This is a genomic window from Streptomyces sp. NPDC060000, from assembly GCF_042737375.1.
In the GTDB taxonomy this organism is placed as follows: domain Bacteria; phylum Actinomycetota; class Actinomycetes; order Streptomycetales; family Streptomycetaceae; genus Streptomyces.
This window is the reverse complement of the sequence record NZ_JBHWUU010000056.1, coordinates 49518-65529: the sequence shown is the minus strand read 5'-3', so window position 1 is coordinate 65529 and position 16012 is coordinate 49518. Positions and strand designations below refer to the sequence as shown.

Annotated in this window: 11 protein-coding genes and 4 tRNA genes; 9 read left to right on the top strand and 6 right to left on the bottom strand. The window is 69.9% G+C overall.

The features are described 5' to 3' along the window. Positions 1-62: 62 nt before the first annotated feature. The 3 genes from ACFWBB_RS27310 to ACFWBB_RS27300 all read right to left on the bottom strand — a co-directional run bounded on the left by ACFWBB_RS27310 (position 63) and on the right by ACFWBB_RS27300 (position 4140). Positions 63-2384 carry a DEAD/DEAH box helicase gene (locus ACFWBB_RS27310; RefSeq protein WP_385277567.1) on the bottom strand — a complete coding sequence of 774 codons (2322 nt, stop codon included), beginning with the start codon at positions 2382-2384 and terminating at the stop codon, positions 63-65. A 757-nt stretch (positions 2385-3141) separates the two neighbouring features. Further along, on the bottom strand, positions 3142-3693 hold the full coding sequence (locus ACFWBB_RS27305) for a hypothetical protein (protein ID WP_385277565.1): 552 nt from the start codon (positions 3691-3693) through the stop codon (positions 3142-3144). Between the two features lie 96 nt (positions 3694-3789). After that, complete coding sequence (locus ACFWBB_RS27300) at positions 3790-4140, bottom strand: metallopeptidase family protein (protein WP_385277563.1); 351 nt, start codon at positions 4138-4140, stop codon at positions 3790-3792. Positions 4141-4224: 84 nt separating this feature from the next. Here ACFWBB_RS27300 and ACFWBB_RS27295 point away from each other — a divergent pair, with 84 nt between their 5' ends. From ACFWBB_RS27295 to ACFWBB_RS27265, 7 genes are all read left to right on the top strand, one after another. Next, positions 4225-5808: a metallophosphoesterase gene (locus tag ACFWBB_RS27295; RefSeq protein ID WP_385277561.1), complete on the top strand. Its 1584-nt coding sequence runs from the start codon at positions 4225-4227 to the stop codon at positions 5806-5808. Positions 5809-5888: 80 nt separating this feature from the next. Continuing rightward, a tRNA-Glu gene (locus tag ACFWBB_RS27290) sits at positions 5889-5961 on the top strand. Between the two features lie 37 nt (positions 5962-5998). Next, positions 5999-6073: transfer RNA gene (locus tag ACFWBB_RS27285), tRNA-Asp, on the top strand. A 24-nt stretch (positions 6074-6097) separates the two neighbouring features. Beyond that, a tRNA-Phe gene (locus ACFWBB_RS27280) sits at positions 6098-6171 on the top strand. Between the two features lie 116 nt (positions 6172-6287). Next, complete coding sequence (hrpA, locus tag ACFWBB_RS27275; RefSeq protein ID WP_385277559.1) at positions 6288-10256, top strand: ATP-dependent RNA helicase HrpA; 3969 nt, start codon at positions 6288-6290, stop codon at positions 10254-10256. 94 nt (positions 10257-10350) lie between these two features. Continuing rightward, a tRNA-Asp gene (locus ACFWBB_RS27270) sits at positions 10351-10425 on the top strand. 129 nt (positions 10426-10554) lie between these two features. Next, positions 10555-10746: a DUF6274 family protein gene (locus ACFWBB_RS27265; RefSeq protein WP_385277557.1), complete on the top strand. Its 192-nt coding sequence runs from the start codon at positions 10555-10557 to the stop codon at positions 10744-10746. A 509-nt stretch (positions 10747-11255) separates the two neighbouring features. Here the strand turns inward: ACFWBB_RS27265 and bldC are convergent. Both bldC and ACFWBB_RS27255 read right to left on the bottom strand, forming a co-directional pair. Next, positions 11256-11462, bottom strand: coding sequence for a developmental transcriptional regulator BldC (gene bldC / locus ACFWBB_RS27260; protein WP_003949541.1), 207 nt, complete (start codon positions 11460-11462; stop codon positions 11256-11258). A gap of 604 nt (positions 11463-12066) precedes the next feature. Continuing rightward, positions 12067-12960, bottom strand: coding sequence for a hypothetical protein (locus ACFWBB_RS27255; RefSeq protein WP_385277555.1), 894 nt, complete (start codon positions 12958-12960; stop codon positions 12067-12069). Positions 12961-13098: 138 nt separating this feature from the next. Between ACFWBB_RS27255 and ACFWBB_RS27250 the strand changes: the two genes are divergently transcribed. Further along, positions 13099-14199: a Leu/Phe/Val dehydrogenase gene (locus tag ACFWBB_RS27250; RefSeq protein ID WP_385277553.1), complete on the top strand. Its 1101-nt coding sequence runs from the start codon at positions 13099-13101 to the stop codon at positions 14197-14199. Between the two features lie 310 nt (positions 14200-14509). Further along, positions 14510-14770, top strand: coding sequence for a DUF3073 domain-containing protein (locus ACFWBB_RS27245; RefSeq protein ID WP_200726382.1), 261 nt, complete (start codon positions 14510-14512; stop codon positions 14768-14770). A gap of 102 nt (positions 14771-14872) precedes the next feature. Here ACFWBB_RS27245 and purM read toward each other — a convergent pair whose 3' ends face one another. Continuing rightward, complete coding sequence (purM, locus tag ACFWBB_RS27240; RefSeq protein WP_385277550.1) at positions 14873-15985, bottom strand: phosphoribosylformylglycinamidine cyclo-ligase; 1113 nt, start codon at positions 15983-15985, stop codon at positions 14873-14875. Positions 15986-16012 lie beyond the last annotated feature (27 nt).

Sequence of the window (16012 nt, the reverse complement as noted above, 5' to 3'; positions counted from 1 at the left end):
CCCCACCGATGTTCGGTGGGGGCCACGGCGTTCACTCACATGAGCCGGCGTCAGGCTGGGTGTCAGCCGTTGCGCTTCCAGCGCGGCTTGTCGTCGCGGCGGCCGAAGGAACCGGTGCCGGTGCCGGTGCCGGTGCTGCGGTGGTCGTCACGACGGCCGGTCGGGCGGTCGTGGCCGCCGGAGCGGAAGCCGCCGCCGGTGGGGCGGTCGCCCTGACGGTCACGGTTGAACGGACGGTCGCTGCCACGGTGGGTGGCCGGACGGTCGTCGCGACGGTCGCGGTTGAAGCCACCCGACTGACGGTCGTCGCGGCGGAAGCCACCGGAGGGGCGCTCGTCACGACGGTCACGGTTGAAGCCGCCCGCGGGACGCTCGTCACGGCGGAAGCCACCGGAGGGACGCTCGTCACGACGGTCGTCACGGCGGTCGTCGCGACGGTCACGGTTGAAGCCGCCCGCGGGACGCTCGTCACGGCGCTCGAAGGAACGGCCACCACGGTCGTCACGGCCGGCGCCACCACGGTCGTCACGGCGGTCGCGGTTGAAGCCGCCACGGTCGTCACGACGCTCGAAGGAACGGCCACCACGGTCGTCACGGCCGGCGCCACCACGGTCGTCACGGCGGAACCCGCCACGCTCGCCGTCACGACGGTCACGGTTGAAGCCACCGCGGTCGTCACGGTTGAAGCCGCCACGGTCGTTGTCGCGGCGCTCGAAGGAACGGCCACCACGGTCGTCACGGCGCTCGTAGTTGCCCCGCTCGTCGCGGCGCTGACGCGGCTGCTCGTACGCGGGACGCTCGGCGGGCTGCTCGGAGACCGCGGCCTCGGCCGGCGCCTCCACCACGGCGTTCTGCTCCACGGCCGCCGCGGCGCCCGCGACGACAGCCGCCTCGGGGTCCTCGCCACGCTCACGCGCCACACGGGCCACCAGACGGTCGGCCTCCTCGCGCAGCTCGGTCGCGCGTCGCTGCGCACGCTCCAGCTCCTTGCTGAGCTGGGACACCTCGCGCTCGGCCTGCTGCGCCGCGTTGCCCGCGGACTCGGCCTGGACCTCCGTCATCGAGCGGGCGCCGGTGATCTCGGCGACCTCCGGCTCGAAGGCAGTGCCGCCCTGGATGATGTGACGCCCGGCGTCCACGCCCGCGTCCTCCATCAGACGGAAGATCTGACGGCGCTGGTGCGGCAGCGAGAGGGAGACGACCGTGCCGGTGCGGCCGGCGCGGGCGGTGCGGCCGGCGCGGTGCAGGTAGTCCTTGTGGTCGCCGGCCGGGTCCACGTTCAGGACCAGGTCGATGCCGTCGACGTGGATACCGCGGGCGGCGACGTCGGTCGCGACGAGCGCGTTGACGTAGCCCTTCTTGAAGTCCTCGAGCACGCGGGTGCGCGCGCCCTGCGTCATGCCGCCGTGCAGCGCGTCGGCCTTCACACCGGAGTCGCAGAGCTGCTCGGCGATACGGTCGGCGCCGAGCTGGGTGCGGACGAAGATGATCGTGCGGCCCTTGCGGGAGGCGATCGCGGCGGTGACCGGCGCCTTGTCCTTGGGCTTCACGATCAGGATGTGGTGGGACATCGTCGTGACGTTGCCCTGGGCGCTGTCGACCTCGTGCGTGACCGGGTTGCTCAGGTAGCGCTTGACCAGCGTGGAGATCTCGTTCTCCATCGTGGCGGAGAAGAGCATCCGCTGGCCGCCGCCCGGGATCTGGTCGAGCAGCTCGGTGACCTCGGGCAGGAAGCCCAGGTCGGACATCTGGTCGGCCTCGTCGAGTACGGCGACCTGGACGTTCTCGAGCGAGCAGGCGCCGCGGTTGATGAGGTCACGCAGGCGGCCCGGGGTGGCCACGAGGACGTCGACGCCGCGCTCCAGGGCGTACATCTGGTTGCTCATGGACGTACCGCCGCAGACGACCTTCATCTTCAGACCGAGGACGTCGCCGTAGGGCTGAAGCGCGTCCGCGACCTGCATCGCGAGCTCACGCGTCGGCGTGAGGATGATGCCGCGGGGCTTCTTCTTGTCGGTGTGGCCGCCGGACAGCGACGCCAGCAGCGGCAGACCGAAGGAGAGGGTCTTGCCGGAGCCGGTGCGGCCGCGGCCGAGGATGTCCTTGCCGGCCAGGGCGTCCGGAATGGTCGCGGCCTGGATCGGGAAGGGGCTGGTCACGCCGTTCTGCGCGAGCTTGCGCACGACGCCCTCGGGGAGCCCCAGGGCGGAGAAGGTGAGTTCGGGGGTCTCGGGGGTCTCGGCGACGGCTGCCTCGACGGCCTCGGCGACCTCTGCTGCGGCCTCGGCCGTCTCGACGGTCTCCGCGACCTCGATCGCCTCGAGGGTGATCGGCTCGTCGTTGTTCTCGGACACGACGGAGTGATCAGTACTGAAAATGGACATGCGAATGCGAAACCTTCCGGAGTCTCAAGTCGGCACGCGCCCGTCAACTCCGTGTTCGCATTGCATTACGACCGCCTCTATGCGGTCAGCCACGGCAAGGGAGAGTACGCGCCACACGGCGCGCTCTGCGGTGGCGCCGGGCAAATGGGATCAAACGATCTACCACTATAAGCACCTGGACCACCGAAGGCAAATCGAGCCACATCGCCGCAGCTCAGCATGCATCTCAGCCCAGAGTTCCGGGGCGTCCCGGGGGCCCAGGAAACCCCGGGAACCGGAAGACCTGGGCGGACCAGGAGGCCCGGGGGGCCGGGGGGCCGGGGGGCCGGGGGGCCAGGTGGCCTGGGAGACCCCGGGGAGGCCGGGAGACCCAGCTGGGCCCGAGGGGCCGAGCCGGGAGACCCCAGCTGTGCCCGAGGGGCCGGGAAGGCCAGGAAGGGCCAGGAAGGGCCAGGAAGGGTGGAAGAGCCAGAGCGGGCCCGGAGGACAGAGCGGGCCCGAAGGCCCGGGAGGCCCGGGAGGCCCGGAGACCAGAGCGGACCCGAAGGCCCGGAAGCCAGGATTGCGGAAGGCCCAGAGCAGGCCCGAAGGCCCAGCGCGGGCCCGGAGGCCCAGGGCGGGAGGCCCAGAGCAGGCCCGGAGGCCCAGGGCGGGAGGCCCAGAGCAGGCCCGGAGGCCCAGGGCGGGAGGCCCAGAGCAGGCCCGGAGGCCCAGGGCGGGAGGCGCAGAGCAGGCCCGGAGGCCCAGGGCCGGCCGGCTACAGGGGTGAATCGGCCTCGGGTGCCGCCTCCGGCGCCGGCTCTCGGTCCATCAGCTGGGCCGCCGCCCCACCGTCACCCTCGTGCGCCGAGGACGACGGCTCGGCGACCGTCGGCTCCGGCGTGGGCGACGGCGGCTCCGGCGTGGGCGCGGGCGGCTCCGGGTCCGGCGAACGCGTGGGAGCGGTCGACTGCCCCCCGGTCGGCGTCGGCGCCCCCGGCTTCTCGCTCTTCCCCGGCTTCACCGCCCCCGCCGAGGCCGGTGCGCTCCCGCCCGTCGGCGGCACGGCCGAGGCGGACGCCGGCGCCTTCGCCTTCCCCCGGTCGCCCTTCCCGTGCCCGTGCTTGCCGTCGCCGCCCGCCGCACCCATCCCGAAGCCGCCACCCGCTCCCTCCGAATCCCTGCCCGGCGCCTCACCGCCCCGCTGCCCGGCCGAGTGGGAAGGCCTGGTGCGGCCGCCCTCCTCGTCCCCCACGCTCATACAGCCGGCGGCCGCGGCGACGGCCATGACCGTCGCGGCCAGACGAACGGGTACGTACAAGCGGCGCACGGGGCCACCTCCGGGGCAGGCGTAAGGAGTCGACGTGCCCAACTCCCGGCGCCCGCAAGAGGACACGCGCCGACGCGCGCCCCTGTGCCGGACGGCTCAGCCGTAGCCGAGGGCGTGCAGCCGCGCGTCGTCGATGCCGAAGTGGTGGGCGATCTCGTGCACCACCGTCACCTCCGTCTCCGCGACGACCTCCTCCCGCGTCCCGCACATCCTCAGCGTCGGCCCCCGGTAGATCGTGATCCGGTCCGGCAGCACCCCGGCGTACCACTCCCCGCGGTCCGTCAGCGGGGTCCCCTCGTACAGCCCGAGCAGCTCGGGCTCCTCCGCGGGCGGCTCGTCCTCGACGAACACCGCGACGTTGTCCATCAACCGCGTCAACTCCGGCGGAATCCGGTCCAGCGCCTCGGCCACCAGTTCCTCGAACTCCTCGCGCGTCATCTCCAGCACAGGCCCATTGTCCGGTACGACCCGGCCGGGGGGAGGTCGCGAACCGTCCGCATACCGGCGGCCGGACCCGGGCATACGGCACCAATGGTCCGCGCCCGCGTCCCCGCCGCAGTCCTGAAGCGTCTCAAGCCCGTCAAGCCCGTCAAGCGCAAGAGCCCGATCCCCGAACTCGCCGCCCGGCCCAACCCCTGGCTCCGCGCTCTCGGCCTGACCGCCGTCGTCCTGCTCGGCGCCTGGCTCGGGCTGCTGATCGTCGGGGACGTCCGCGTGTCCGTCGGCCCCATGAACACGACGATGACCCTGCGCCCGTCGTTCAGCGGCGGCACGAAGATCAACATCTCCCCGCTGGGCGCGCTGACCCTGGACAGCCACATCGCCCCGGTCCGCCTCGACGTGAACGTCGACCAGCTCGACCCCGCCCGCTCGCAGGCCCTGGTCGACCACCCCGAACGCCTCTCAGGCCTCCAGGACGAGGTCGCCCGCGACGTCGAGCACGGCACCCTGGACCTCGCCGTCCGCTCCTGCGTCGCCGTCGTCTCCGGCGCCACCGCGCTCGGCCTCGCCGTCTACCGCCGCCCCCGCCGCGCCCTCGCGGCCGGCGGCCTCGCCCTCACCCTGCTGGCCGCCTCGGGCGCCACCGCCTACGCCACCTGGAACCCCAAGTCGGTACTGGAGCCGCGCTTCTCCGGCCTGCTCTCCTCCGCGCCCTCACTCGTCGGCAACGCGCGCAGCATCGTCACCGAGTTCGACGTCTACCAGCAGGAACTCGCCCGCCTGGTCACCAACGTGACCAAGCTGTACGACGTCACGTCCACGCTCCCCGCCTTCCAGCCGGACCCGACGACCGTCCGCGTCCTGCACGTGTCCGACATCCACCTCAACCCCGCGAGCTGGAAGATCATCGCCTCGCTCGTGGAGCAGTACCGGGTCAGTGTGATCGTCGACTCCGGCGACACGATGGACCACGGCTCGGCGGCGGAGAACGGCTTCCTGGACCCCATCGCCACCCTGGGCGCGCCGTACGTCTGGGTCAGGGGCAACCACGACTCCCTCGTCACCCAGCGCTACCTGCAGGGCATGAAGAACGTGCACGTCCTCGACGACGGCCGCGCGGTCAACGTCGCCGGGCTGCGCTTCGCGGGCATCGGCGACCCCCAGTTCACCCCCGACCGCTCCGCCGCGTCGGGCGCCGAGGAGTCCGAGGAGGCGGCGGGCGCCCGGCTGGCCGGTGCGCTGCGCGCCCAGCGGAACGCCGGCACCCCCGCGGACGTGGCCATCGCCCACGAGCCCTCCGCCGCCCGGGGCACGGACGGCGAGGTGCCCCTCGTCCTGGCCGGCCATCTCCACCACGAGGGGATGGAGGTCATGAAGAAGGGCACGCGCCTGCGTGTGGAGGGCTCGACGGGCGGCAGCGGCCTGCGCGCCGTCGAGGGCAAGTACCCCGACCCCATCGAGGCGTCGATCCTCTACTTCGACCGTGACACCCGCCGCCTCCAGGCCTGGGACGAGATCAAACTCGGCGGACTGGGCCTGACGACGGCCGAGGTCAGCCGCCACCTCCCGAAGGAGAACCTCCCCGGAGCCGCCCCGTCCCCGAGCCAGTCTCCGACTCCCTCCCCCAGCCCGCCGCTCAGCCCGTCCGTCGGCCCCTCCAGGACGACCCCGTAAACCGTTTTGGCGATACCCCCCGCCATCCCATATGCTCATGACGTCCCCGACGCGCTGAGAAGCGCCCAGGCGGGCCGATAGCCCTCATCGTCTAGCGGCCTAGGACGCCGCCCTTTCAAGGCGGTAGCACGGGTTCGAATCCCGTTGGGGGCACGCAACACCGTGTGCGACACTGTCGTACACAAAGCTTGGTCCTGTGGAGCAGTTTGGAGTGCTCGCCACCCTGTCAAGGTGGAGGCCGCGGGTTCAAATCCCGTCAGGACCGCTGAGGTTTCACGTGAAACCTCGTGGCTGGGTAGCTCAGTTGGTACGAGCGATCGCCTGAAAAGCGATAGGTCGCCGGTTCGACCCCGGCCCCAGCCACAAGAACGAAAACCCCCTCCGGTCGCCCGGAGGGGGTTTTCGTCGCTGCGTGTCGGACGAGGCGGCGCCAAAAGCGCTCGCCCCTTCTTTCGCCAAGATGAGATCCTGGATCGCGTATGTCTACGCACCCCGCCCCCGGCGCCCCCGCTCCGGGCACTCCCGCCCTCGGCGCCCTCGCCCCCCGCCTGGCCGAGCTGTCACTGCGCGACGCGCACCGGCTCGGGCGCAGGCTCGAAGGCGCACGCAGGATCCGCAAGCCGGAGGCCCGCGCCGCCGTCCTCGCCGAGATCGAGGGGGAGGTCGCGCAGGTCGAGGAGCGGATGGCCCTGCGGCGCGGCCGTGTGCCCGCCGTCTCCTACCCCGAGCAACTCCCCGTCAGCCAGAAGAAGGACGACATCGCGGCCGCCATCCGTGATCACCAGGTCGTCATCGTCGCCGGTGAGACCGGGTCCGGGAAGACCACCCAGATCCCCAAGATCTGTCTCGAGCTGGGGCGCGGTGTCCGGGGCATGATCGGGCACACACAGCCCCGTCGTATCGCCGCCCGCACGGTGGCCGAGCGCGTCGCCGAGGAACTCGGCACGCCCCTCGGTGAGGCCGTCGGCTGGAAGGTGCGGTTCACCGACCAGGTGAACCCGGACGCCACCTTCGTGAAGCTCATGACGGACGGCATCCTGCTCGCGGAGATCCAGACCGACCGTGAGCTGCGCGCGTACGACACGATCATCATCGACGAGGCCCACGAGCGGTCCCTCAACATCGACTTCCTGCTGGGTTATCTCGCCCAGCTGCTGCCCCGCCGGCCGGACCTCAAGGTCGTCATCACCTCCGCGACCATCGACCCGGAGCGTTTCTCCCGGCACTTCGGCGACGCCCCGATCGTCGAGGTCAGCGGGCGGACGTACCCGGTGGAGGTCCGCTACCGGCCGCTCCTCGAAGAGGACGCCGAGGACGCCGACCGCGACCAGATCACCGCGATCACCGAGGCCGTGGAAGAGCTCATGGGCGAGGGGAAGGGCGACATCCTCGTCTTCCTCTCCGGTGAGCGGGAGATCCGCGACACGGCCGACGCGCTCGAGAAGAAGAAGTTCAGGTTCACCGAGGTCCTGCCGCTCTACGCCCGGCTGTCGCACGCCGAGCAGCACCGCGTCTTCCAACAGCACACGGGCCGCAGGATCGTTCTGGCGACGAACGTGGCCGAGACGTCCCTGACCGTCCCGGGCATCAAGTACGTCATCGACCCCGGCTTCGCCCGCATCAGCCGCTACAGCCACCGCACCAAGGTCCAGCGCCTGCCCATCGAAGCGATCTCGCAGGCCAGCGCCAACCAGCGCAAGGGCCGCTGCGGCCGTACCAGCGACGGCATCTGCATCCGGCTGTACGACGAGGACGACTTCCTCGCCCGCCCGGAGTTCACGGACGCGGAGATCCTCCGTACGAACCTGGCGAGCGTCATCCTGCAGATGACCGCGGCCGGGCTCGGCGACATCGAGAAGTTCCCGTTCATCGACCCGCCGGACCACCGCAACATCCGCGACGGCGTGCAGCTGCTCCAGGAACTGAACGCGCTGGACCCGTCCGAGAAGGACCCCCGCAGGCGGCTCACGCAGACCGGCCGCAAGCTGGCCCAGCTGCCCGTCGACCCGCGGCTCGCCCGCATGGTCCTGGAGGCCGAGAAGAACGGCTGTGTGCGCGAGGTCATGGTGATAGCCGCCGCGCTGTCCATCCAGGACCCGCGTGAGCGCCCGGCCGACAAGCAGACCCAGGCCGACCAGCAGCACGCCCGCTTCAAGGACGAGACCAGCGACTTCCTCGCCTATCTCAACCTGTGGCGGTACGTCCGCGAGCAGCAGAAGGAGCGCGGCTCCTCCTCCTTCCGGCGTATGTGCAAGCAGGAGTACCTGAACTTCCTGCGCATCCGTGAGTGGCAGGACATCTACACGCAGCTGCGCACGGTCGCCAAGCAGATGGGCATCCATCCGAACGAGGAGGACGCGGCCGAGCAGAGCGTCCACGTCTCCCTCCTCGCCGGTCTGCTGTCGCACATCGGCATGAAGGACGTGAAGGACGGCAACAAGAACGAGTACCTGGGCGCGCGGAGCGCCAAGTTCGCGCTCTTCCCGGGCTCGGCCCTCTTCAAGAAGCAGCCGCGCTTCGTGATGTCCGCCGAGCTGGTGGAGACGAGCCGCCTCTGGGCCCGCGTCAACGCGAAGATCGAGCCGGAGTGGGTCGAGCCCCTCGCCGGGCATCTCCTGAAGCGGACGTACAGCGAGCCGCGCTGGGAGAAGGACCAGGCCGCCGTGATGGCGGACGAGAAGGTCACGCTGTACGGCGTCCCGATCATCGCCCAGCGCAAGGTCAACTACGGCCGGATCGACCCGGAGACCTCCCGCGACCTGTTCATCCGCAACGCGCTCGTCGAGGGCGACTGGCGCACGCACCACAAGTTCTTCGCCGACAACCGCCGGCTCCTCAGCGAGGTCGAGGAGCTGGAGCACCGCGCCCGGCGCCGGGACATCGTGGTGGACGACGAGACGCTGTTCGACTTCTACGACCAGCGGGTGCCCGAACACGTCGTGTCCGGCGCGCACTTCGACTCGTGGTGGAAGCACAAGCGGCACGAACAGCCCGATCACCTGGACTTCGAGCGGGAAATGCTCATCCGGGAGTCAGCGGAGGCGGTCACCGAGGCCGACTATCCGGACTCCTGGCGGCAGGGCCCGCTGAAGTTCCGGGTCACGTACCAGTTCGAGCCGGGCGCGGACGCGGACGGCGTGACCGTCCACATCCCGCTCCAGGTGCTCAACCAGGTCACGGACGAGGGCTTCGACTGGCAGATCCCGGGTCTGCGGGAGGAGGTCGTCACGGAGCTGATCCGGTCGCTTCCCAAGCCGATCCGCCGCCACTACGTACCGGCGCCGAACTTCGCGAAGCGCTTCCTGGAGCAGACGACGCCCTCGCAGGAGCCGCTCACCACCGCCATGGCCCGTGAGCTGAAGCGGATGGTCGGTGTCCCGTTCGAGGCCGACGACTTCGACTGGACCAGACTCCCCGACCACCTGAGGATCACCTTCCGGATCGTCGACGAACGGCGCCGCAACCTGGCCGAGGACAAGGACCTCGAGACCCTGAGGCTCCGGCTGAAACCGAAGGCCCGGCAGGCCATCTCGCAGGCGGCCGCGGCCATCGCCGAACAGCAGGGCGGTGAGTCCCTGGAACGTTCGGGCCTGACGGACTGGACGATCGGCTCGCTCACCCGCGTCTTCGAGACCCGCCGCGCGGGCCAGCCGGTGAAGGCGTACCCGGCGCTCGTCGACGACGGGGACACCGTGTCCGTACGTCTCTTCGACACGGAGGCGGAGCAGGCCGAGGCGATGTGGAAGGGCACGCGCCGACTGATCCTGCGCACCATTCCGGTCAACCCGGCAAAGTTCGCATCCGAGAAGTTGACGAACGCTCAGAAGCTCGCGCTGTCCGCGAATCCGCACGGCTCGATCCAGGCGCTGTTCGACGACTGCGCGATGGCGGCGGCCGACCGGCTGATCGCCGACTTCGGCGGGCCGGCCTGGGACGAGGAGTCGTACCGGAAGCTCTACGAGAAGGTACGCGCGGAGATCGTCGACACGACGGTGCGCACGGTCGGGCAGGTCCAGCAGGTGCTGGCCGCCTGGCAGGCCTGTGAGCGCCGTCTGAAGGGCGTACGCAGCCCCGTGCTGCTCGCGAACCTGACGGACGTACGGGGGCAGCTGGACGCCCTCGTGAAGCCCGGCTTCGTGACCTGGGCGGGGCTGCGCCGCCTGCCCGATCTCATGCGCTACCTGGTGGCCGCCGACCGGCGCCTCCAGCAGATGCCGACCGGCGTGCAGCGGGACACCAGCCGCATGGAGAAGGTCCACGAGATGCAGGACGAGTACGCGTGGCTGCTGGAGCAGCTGCCCCCGGGCCGGCCGGTTCCCCAGCAGGTCCTGGACATCCGCTGGATGATCGAGGAGCTCCGGGTCAGCTATTTCGCCCACGCGCTGGGCACGGCGTACCCGGTCTCCGACAAACGGATCGTGAAGGCGATCGACGCGGCGGCGCCGTAACGGCACCCGTACACAGGGTGAGTTCGACCGGCGGGCTCACCCTCCTGTACAGTCCTTCTCGCAGCACAACGCAACACCAAGTGCCGCAAAACCTGGTCCTGTGGAGCAGTTTGGAGTGCTCGCCACCCTGTCAAGGTGGAGGCCGCGGGTTCAAATCCCGTCAGGACCGCAGTAACTGAGAGCCCGGATCTTCGGATCCGGGCTCTCTGCGTTGTCGGCCGGTCCCTTGACGCCGTCACTTTCCGCCGGTACCCCAGAACCCAGGGCCCGTTTTCGCGTGGCCCGACGGAGGTGGGGCATGGCGGTACCGGTCAGGCACGAGACGCGGGCCCTGCTGCGCGCACATCTGTCGGCCGCGACGCCCTACCGGCATCTGACCCGCCACTGCCCGATCTGCCACCGCTTACTGCGGCTGGCGATGGACGGCGCCCCACGGGGGACGGATGCCCCTGCGGGGGCCGTGGAGGGCAAGAGCCCCTCAACGGCGTGACTCACCCTCAGACCCGCCGAGGCCACCGGGCCGCCAACCCGTCAAGACCGCCTATCGCGCCGCCGCACGCGCCAACCGCCGTACGCGCGCGGGACGCTGGAACGCGAGCTTCCCCTAGCGCACATGAGCCAGAGGCAACAAGGCTCCTGGCATGTGACGGGTGTCACCGCATGAGTTTTGAAAACCCGGGTTCTTACCAGGCTCCTACAACTGGTCAATTTTATATGTGCAATTGCACCACTCAGGAGGATGCCTCCCGGAACCCTCCCAGAGCCTCCCCAGAGTCCGACAAGGCCACTCACAGAGCCACTTGATATGACTCGGCAAGCGACCTGAAGCCGCCTCAAGCGCACAAAAAAGATCGCGCTGGACCCGGCGGAGTCCAGCGCGATCGACGACGTTCCCGGTGGGCGAGGGGCCTGTTGGGGCAGGACCCACGTCGCTTGTAGCCAGGTTCCGGGCGTCCGCACAGGTTGGGGACCTGACGTGTTGCCCGGTTATTCAGTTGTTCAGGCCTCGCTGCGCTGCTGCGGAATACCCGCAAGCAGTGCGCGAACCTCTGCCTCGCGATAACGGCGGTGTCCGCCGAGCGTACGAATCGACGTGAGCTTGCCGGCCTTCGCCCACCGCGTGACCGTCTTGGGGTCGACGCGGAACATCGTGGCGACCTCAGCCGGGGTCAGCAGCGGCTCAGCATCAGGGGTGCGAGCGGTCATGAGCGGCCTCCTCGGGAGAACCGAACCTTCTCGGTTCTTTCCTCTAAATTCTGCACCTTGACCCGCGTTGCCCGAAATGGCGGACGCGAGTCGAGTCGGTTATAGGACGAACGGCTTGTCCTCGGCACTACAACTACACCATCCGTCCAGCCACGTCGGCCAAACCGATGGAATTGCCCCCCAGGTGTTCATCGGCGACGGAAGCCGATGGACCATGTCATAGCGGACAGTCACGCCACTGTGACGATCAGTCACAGGGCGATCACGAGGCATCAGACCCCCCAAAGCGCTGCAATGCCGAGCTTTCCCCCCACAGTGGAACATAAGCAGGCGGACGGAGCCCTCCCCGGACTCCTTGTCCTATTTTGGCATGAGGAGGGGCAAGCGGCGCAAGGGTCGTGTACGTGCGTTCCATCACCCTTGCGACATAAGCCCGGATCGGGACCTACGTCCCGTCAGTTCCGTGAAGTGCGGTTGACCGTACGCTGTCCGGCCCCTCCCGGGCCGTGACGCAGGTCACTAATGAAAGCGCTGTCACATCTGTCACATCGTCAGTTCACAGCACCGGTAAGCCCTCCGGGCCCTCAGTGGCCCTCAGTGGCCCTCAGTTGGCCGAGCGCCGGTCCCGTACCGACCGCCACCGCTCCACGAGCCGCGCGTACGCCTCGCCCGCCGCCGCGCCGTCCCCGGTCCGCAGCGCCTCGATCCCCTCGGCCACGTCCTTCGCCGAGTGATCGTCCTCCAGATCGCCCGCCGGCAGCACATGCACGAGACCGCCGTAATCCAGTTCCACCAGCGAACGCGGATGGAACTCCTCCAGCCAGCGCCCCACGTCCAGCAGGCCGTCGATGAGCGGCCCCTCGTCCATGGCGTTCTTCAGCGTCCGCAGGGACCGGGCGACCCGGCGCCGCGCCTGCACCATCGGCGTGCGGTAGCGCAGGACGGGGGCCACCTCCGCCGTCCCCTTCTCGTACTCCCGCTCCTCGTCGGCGACGAGGACGAACCAGTTCAGCGGCACCTGCCAGACCGCCGTGCGGATCCACGGGCGGGCGTCGGGGTTGCGTTCCAGCCACCGCTCGTGGTCCTTGGCGGCCTCCAGGCGCACGACTTCGGGGAGCGCCGAGTCCAGGACGGGCCCCGGCAGCTCGTCGTCCAGCTCCGCCAGGGCCAGCCAGCCGCGCAGCCGGGTACGCCAGGGGCAGACGCAGAGCACCCCTTCCACCTCGGTCACGAACGCGTCGCCGCTCTCGTGCACGGGCACCGCGACCGGCGGGATGGGCAGCAGGTCGGCCAGCGAGCGGCGCAGTTCGTCCTGGTAGGAGGGGTGGTCGGGGCGACGGGCGTAGCGCGCCCAGTGGGTGCGCTCGGGCTCCGGGAAGGCGGCCAGCGGCTCGTACACGCGCAGATAGACCGCGTACGGAACGATCACGGAGGACACCTTGGACACGCCTGCTCCCTCCCCCCTGGGCAGACCGGGAAACCCTGCGAATCGTCCCATGGCGGTACTCCGGGAGAAGGTGATCCCCGACACTGCGAGCTCGGCGGACCATGCAGGCTCTACTCTCAGACCACCAGGCCCCGCCACCCTTACGGTGCCTCCGTCCCGACCGCCGCTCGATACCCGGGAGTCACCACAGTGACCGACGTTTCCGGCGCACCTGCTGATGTACTGCACACCCTGTTCCACTCGGACCAGGGCGGTCATGAGCAAGTCGTGCTCTGCCAGGACCGCGCCAGCGGCCTCAAGGCCGTCATCGCCCTCCACTCCACCGCGCTGGGCCCCGCCCTCGGCGGTACCCGCTTCTACCCGTACGCGACCGAGGCGGAAGCCGTCGCCGACGCGCTCAACCTCGCGCGCGGGATGTCGTACAAGAACGCCATGGCCGGTCTGGACCACGGCGGCGGCAAGGCCGTGATCATCGGTGATCCCGATACGATCAAGACCGAGGCGCTGCTGCTCGCGTACGGCCGTTTCGTGGCCTCACTCGGCGGTCGGTACGTGACCGCCTGTGACGTCGGCACCTATGTCGCCGACATGGACGTCGTGGCGCGCGAGTGCCGCTGGACGACCGGCCGCTCGCCCGAGAACGGCGGGGCCGGCGACTCGTCCGTGCTGACCGCCTTCGGCGTCTACCAGGGCATGCGGGCCTCCGCCCAGCACCTGTGGGGCGACCCGTCGCTGCGGGGCCGTACGGTCGGCATCGCGGGCGTGGGCAAGGTCGGCCACCACCTGGTCGAGCACCTGCTCGACGAGGGTGCCCAGGTCGTGATCACGGACGTCCGCCAGGAAGCCGTGGACCGGATCGCCGGCAAGCACCCTTCGGTGGATGTGGTCGCCGACACCGAGCGCCTGATCGGGATCGACGGGCTCGACATCTACGCCCCCTGCGCGCTGGGCGGGGCGTTGAACGACCACTCGGTGGGGGTGCTGACGGCGAAGATCGTCTGCGGCGCGGCCAACAACCAGCTCGCCCACCCGGGCGTGGAGAAGGACCTCGCCGACCGCGGGATCCTGTACGCGCCGGACTACGTGGTGAACGCCGGAGGGGTCATCCAGGTCGCCGACGAGCTGCACGGTTTTGACTTCGAGCGGTGCAGGGCGAAGGCCGCGAAGATCTTCGACACCACGCTGGCCATCTTCGCACGTGCGAAGGATGACGGTATTCCGCCGGCCGCGGCGGCCGACCGGATCGCCGAGCAGCGGATGCACGAGGCGGCCCAGGCACGCGGCTGGTGACGCTTCGGCAGGGCTCCGCGGCGCCCCGTCCGGGGGTTTCGTCGGTACCGGCCGGTGGAAAGTTGGAGAGAACTCTCACTCCTCCGGGCGGGTCGGCCGCCGATAAGTGGTTAAACTCGCCACTGACCAGCGAGAACGGGGCGACCCAAAGGTGCTGCGCACACGCGCGTACTACGGGCGACGTACCGTACGGGCGTGGGCTCAGGTACCGTGGGAGCCCTACGACGGGCTCTCCACGGAGAGGCCGTCCTGGATCATGAACGCGTGTCAACCTGGGGCCGTCGAGCCCCGTCGTTGAGGGGGTCGAGCCATGGGGCGCGGCCGGGCCAAGGCCAAGCAAGCGAAGGTCGCCCGCCAGCTGAAGTACAACAGCGGCGGGACAGATCTCTCACGCCTGGCCGAAGAGCTGGGCGCATCGCCATCGAATATTCCGCCGAATGGTGAGCCATTCGAGGACGATGACGATGACGATGAGCAGGACGACGACCCGTACGCTCGGTACGCCGAGCTGTACGGGGCCGACGACGAGGATGACGGCGAGGACTCCTCACAACACCGTCGCGGCGCTTGACCTTGTACTGAGCATCCACCCGGTCGGTGACTTCGGTCACCGACCGGGTCTTGTGCTGCCTATCTGGTCACCGGCCTGTCCGGTCCCCGGCCCGCTCGGTCCTCAGCGGGCGTAGTCCCCGACCAGCTCCGCGCCGGTCGGGTGTTCGCCGCGCTCGGTGATCTCGCCGGCGACCCAGGCCTCCACACCTCGGTCGGCCAGCGTCGCCAGGGCCACGTCCGTCGACTCCTCGGGCACGATCGCCATCATGCCGACGCCCATGTTGAGGGTCTTCTCCAGCTCCAGGCGCTCGACGGAGCCGGTCCTGCCGACCAGGTCGAAGATCGGGGCCGGGGTCCAGGTGGAGCGGTCCACGGTGGCGTGCAGCCCGTCCGGGATGACGCGCGCCAGGTTGGCCGCGAGGCCGCCGCCGGTGATGTGCGAGAAGGCGTGGACGTCCGTCGTGCGGGTGAGCGCCAGACAGTCCAGCGAGTAGATCTTGGTGGGCTCCAGGAGCTCCTCGCCGAGGGTGCGGCCGAGGTCGTCGATCCGCGCCTCCAGGGACAGCCCGGCACGCTTCAGCAGGACGTGCCGGACCAGGGAGTATCCGTTCGAGTGAAGGCCGGAGGCCGCCATGGCGATCACCGTGTCACCCGTGCGGATACGATCCGGGCCGAGCAGCCGGTCGGCCTCCACGACGCCCGTACCGGCGCCGGCGACGTCGAAGTCGTCCTCGCCCAGCAGACCCGGGTGCTCGGCCGTCTCGCCGCCGACCAGGGCGCAGCCGGCGAGCACACAGCCCTCGGCGATGCCCTTGACGATGGCGGCGACCCGCTCGGGGTGGACCTTGCCGACGCAGATGTAGTCGGTCATGAACAGCGGTTCGGCGCCGCACACCACGATGTCGTCCATGACCATCGCCACCAGGTCGTGGCCGATGGTGTCGAACACACCGAGCTGACGCGCGACGTCGACCTTCGTGCCGACGCCGTCGGTGGCGGAGGCGAGGAGCGGACGCTCGTAGCGCTTGAGGGCGGAGGCGTCGAAGAGACCGGCGAAACCGCCGAGGCCGCCGAGGACCTCGGGGCGCTGCGTCTTCTTCACCCACTCCTTCATCAGCTCGACGGCGCGGTCGCCCGCCTCGATGTCGACGCCGGCAGCCGCGTAGGAAGCACCGGTTCCGGATACACCGGAGGTGCCCGTCGACGCAGTCGACTGATCAGATACAGCAGACATTGCCTGGGATCTTTCGGGTTGGTGATA

What these genes read in the sequence shown, in the direction of transcription:
- hrpA (WP_385277559.1), top strand. Translation starts at nt 6,288, where the DNA reads ATGTCTACGCACCCCGCCCCCGGCGCCCCCGCTCCGGGCACTCCCGCC.
- ACFWBB_RS27245 (WP_200726382.1), top strand. Translation starts at nt 14,510, where the DNA reads ATGGGGCGCGGCCGGGCCAAGGCCAAGCAAGCGAAGGTCGCCCGCCAG.
- ACFWBB_RS27255 (WP_385277555.1), bottom strand. Translation starts at nt 12,960, where the DNA reads ATGGGACGATTCGCAGGGTTTCCCGGTCTGCCCAGGGGGGAGGGAGCA.
- ACFWBB_RS27295 (WP_385277561.1), top strand. Translation starts at nt 4,225, where the DNA reads ATGGTCCGCGCCCGCGTCCCCGCCGCAGTCCTGAAGCGTCTCAAGCCC.
- ACFWBB_RS27265 (WP_385277557.1), top strand. Translation starts at nt 10,555, where the DNA reads ATGGCGGTACCGGTCAGGCACGAGACGCGGGCCCTGCTGCGCGCACAT.
- purM (WP_385277550.1), bottom strand. Translation starts at nt 15,985, where the DNA reads ATGTCTGCTGTATCTGATCAGTCGACTGCGTCGACGGGCACCTCCGGT.
- bldC (WP_003949541.1), bottom strand. Translation starts at nt 11,462, where the DNA reads ATGACCGCTCGCACCCCTGATGCTGAGCCGCTGCTGACCCCGGCTGAG.
- ACFWBB_RS27310 (WP_385277567.1), bottom strand. Translation starts at nt 2,384, where the DNA reads ATGTCCATTTTCAGTACTGATCACTCCGTCGTGTCCGAGAACAACGAC.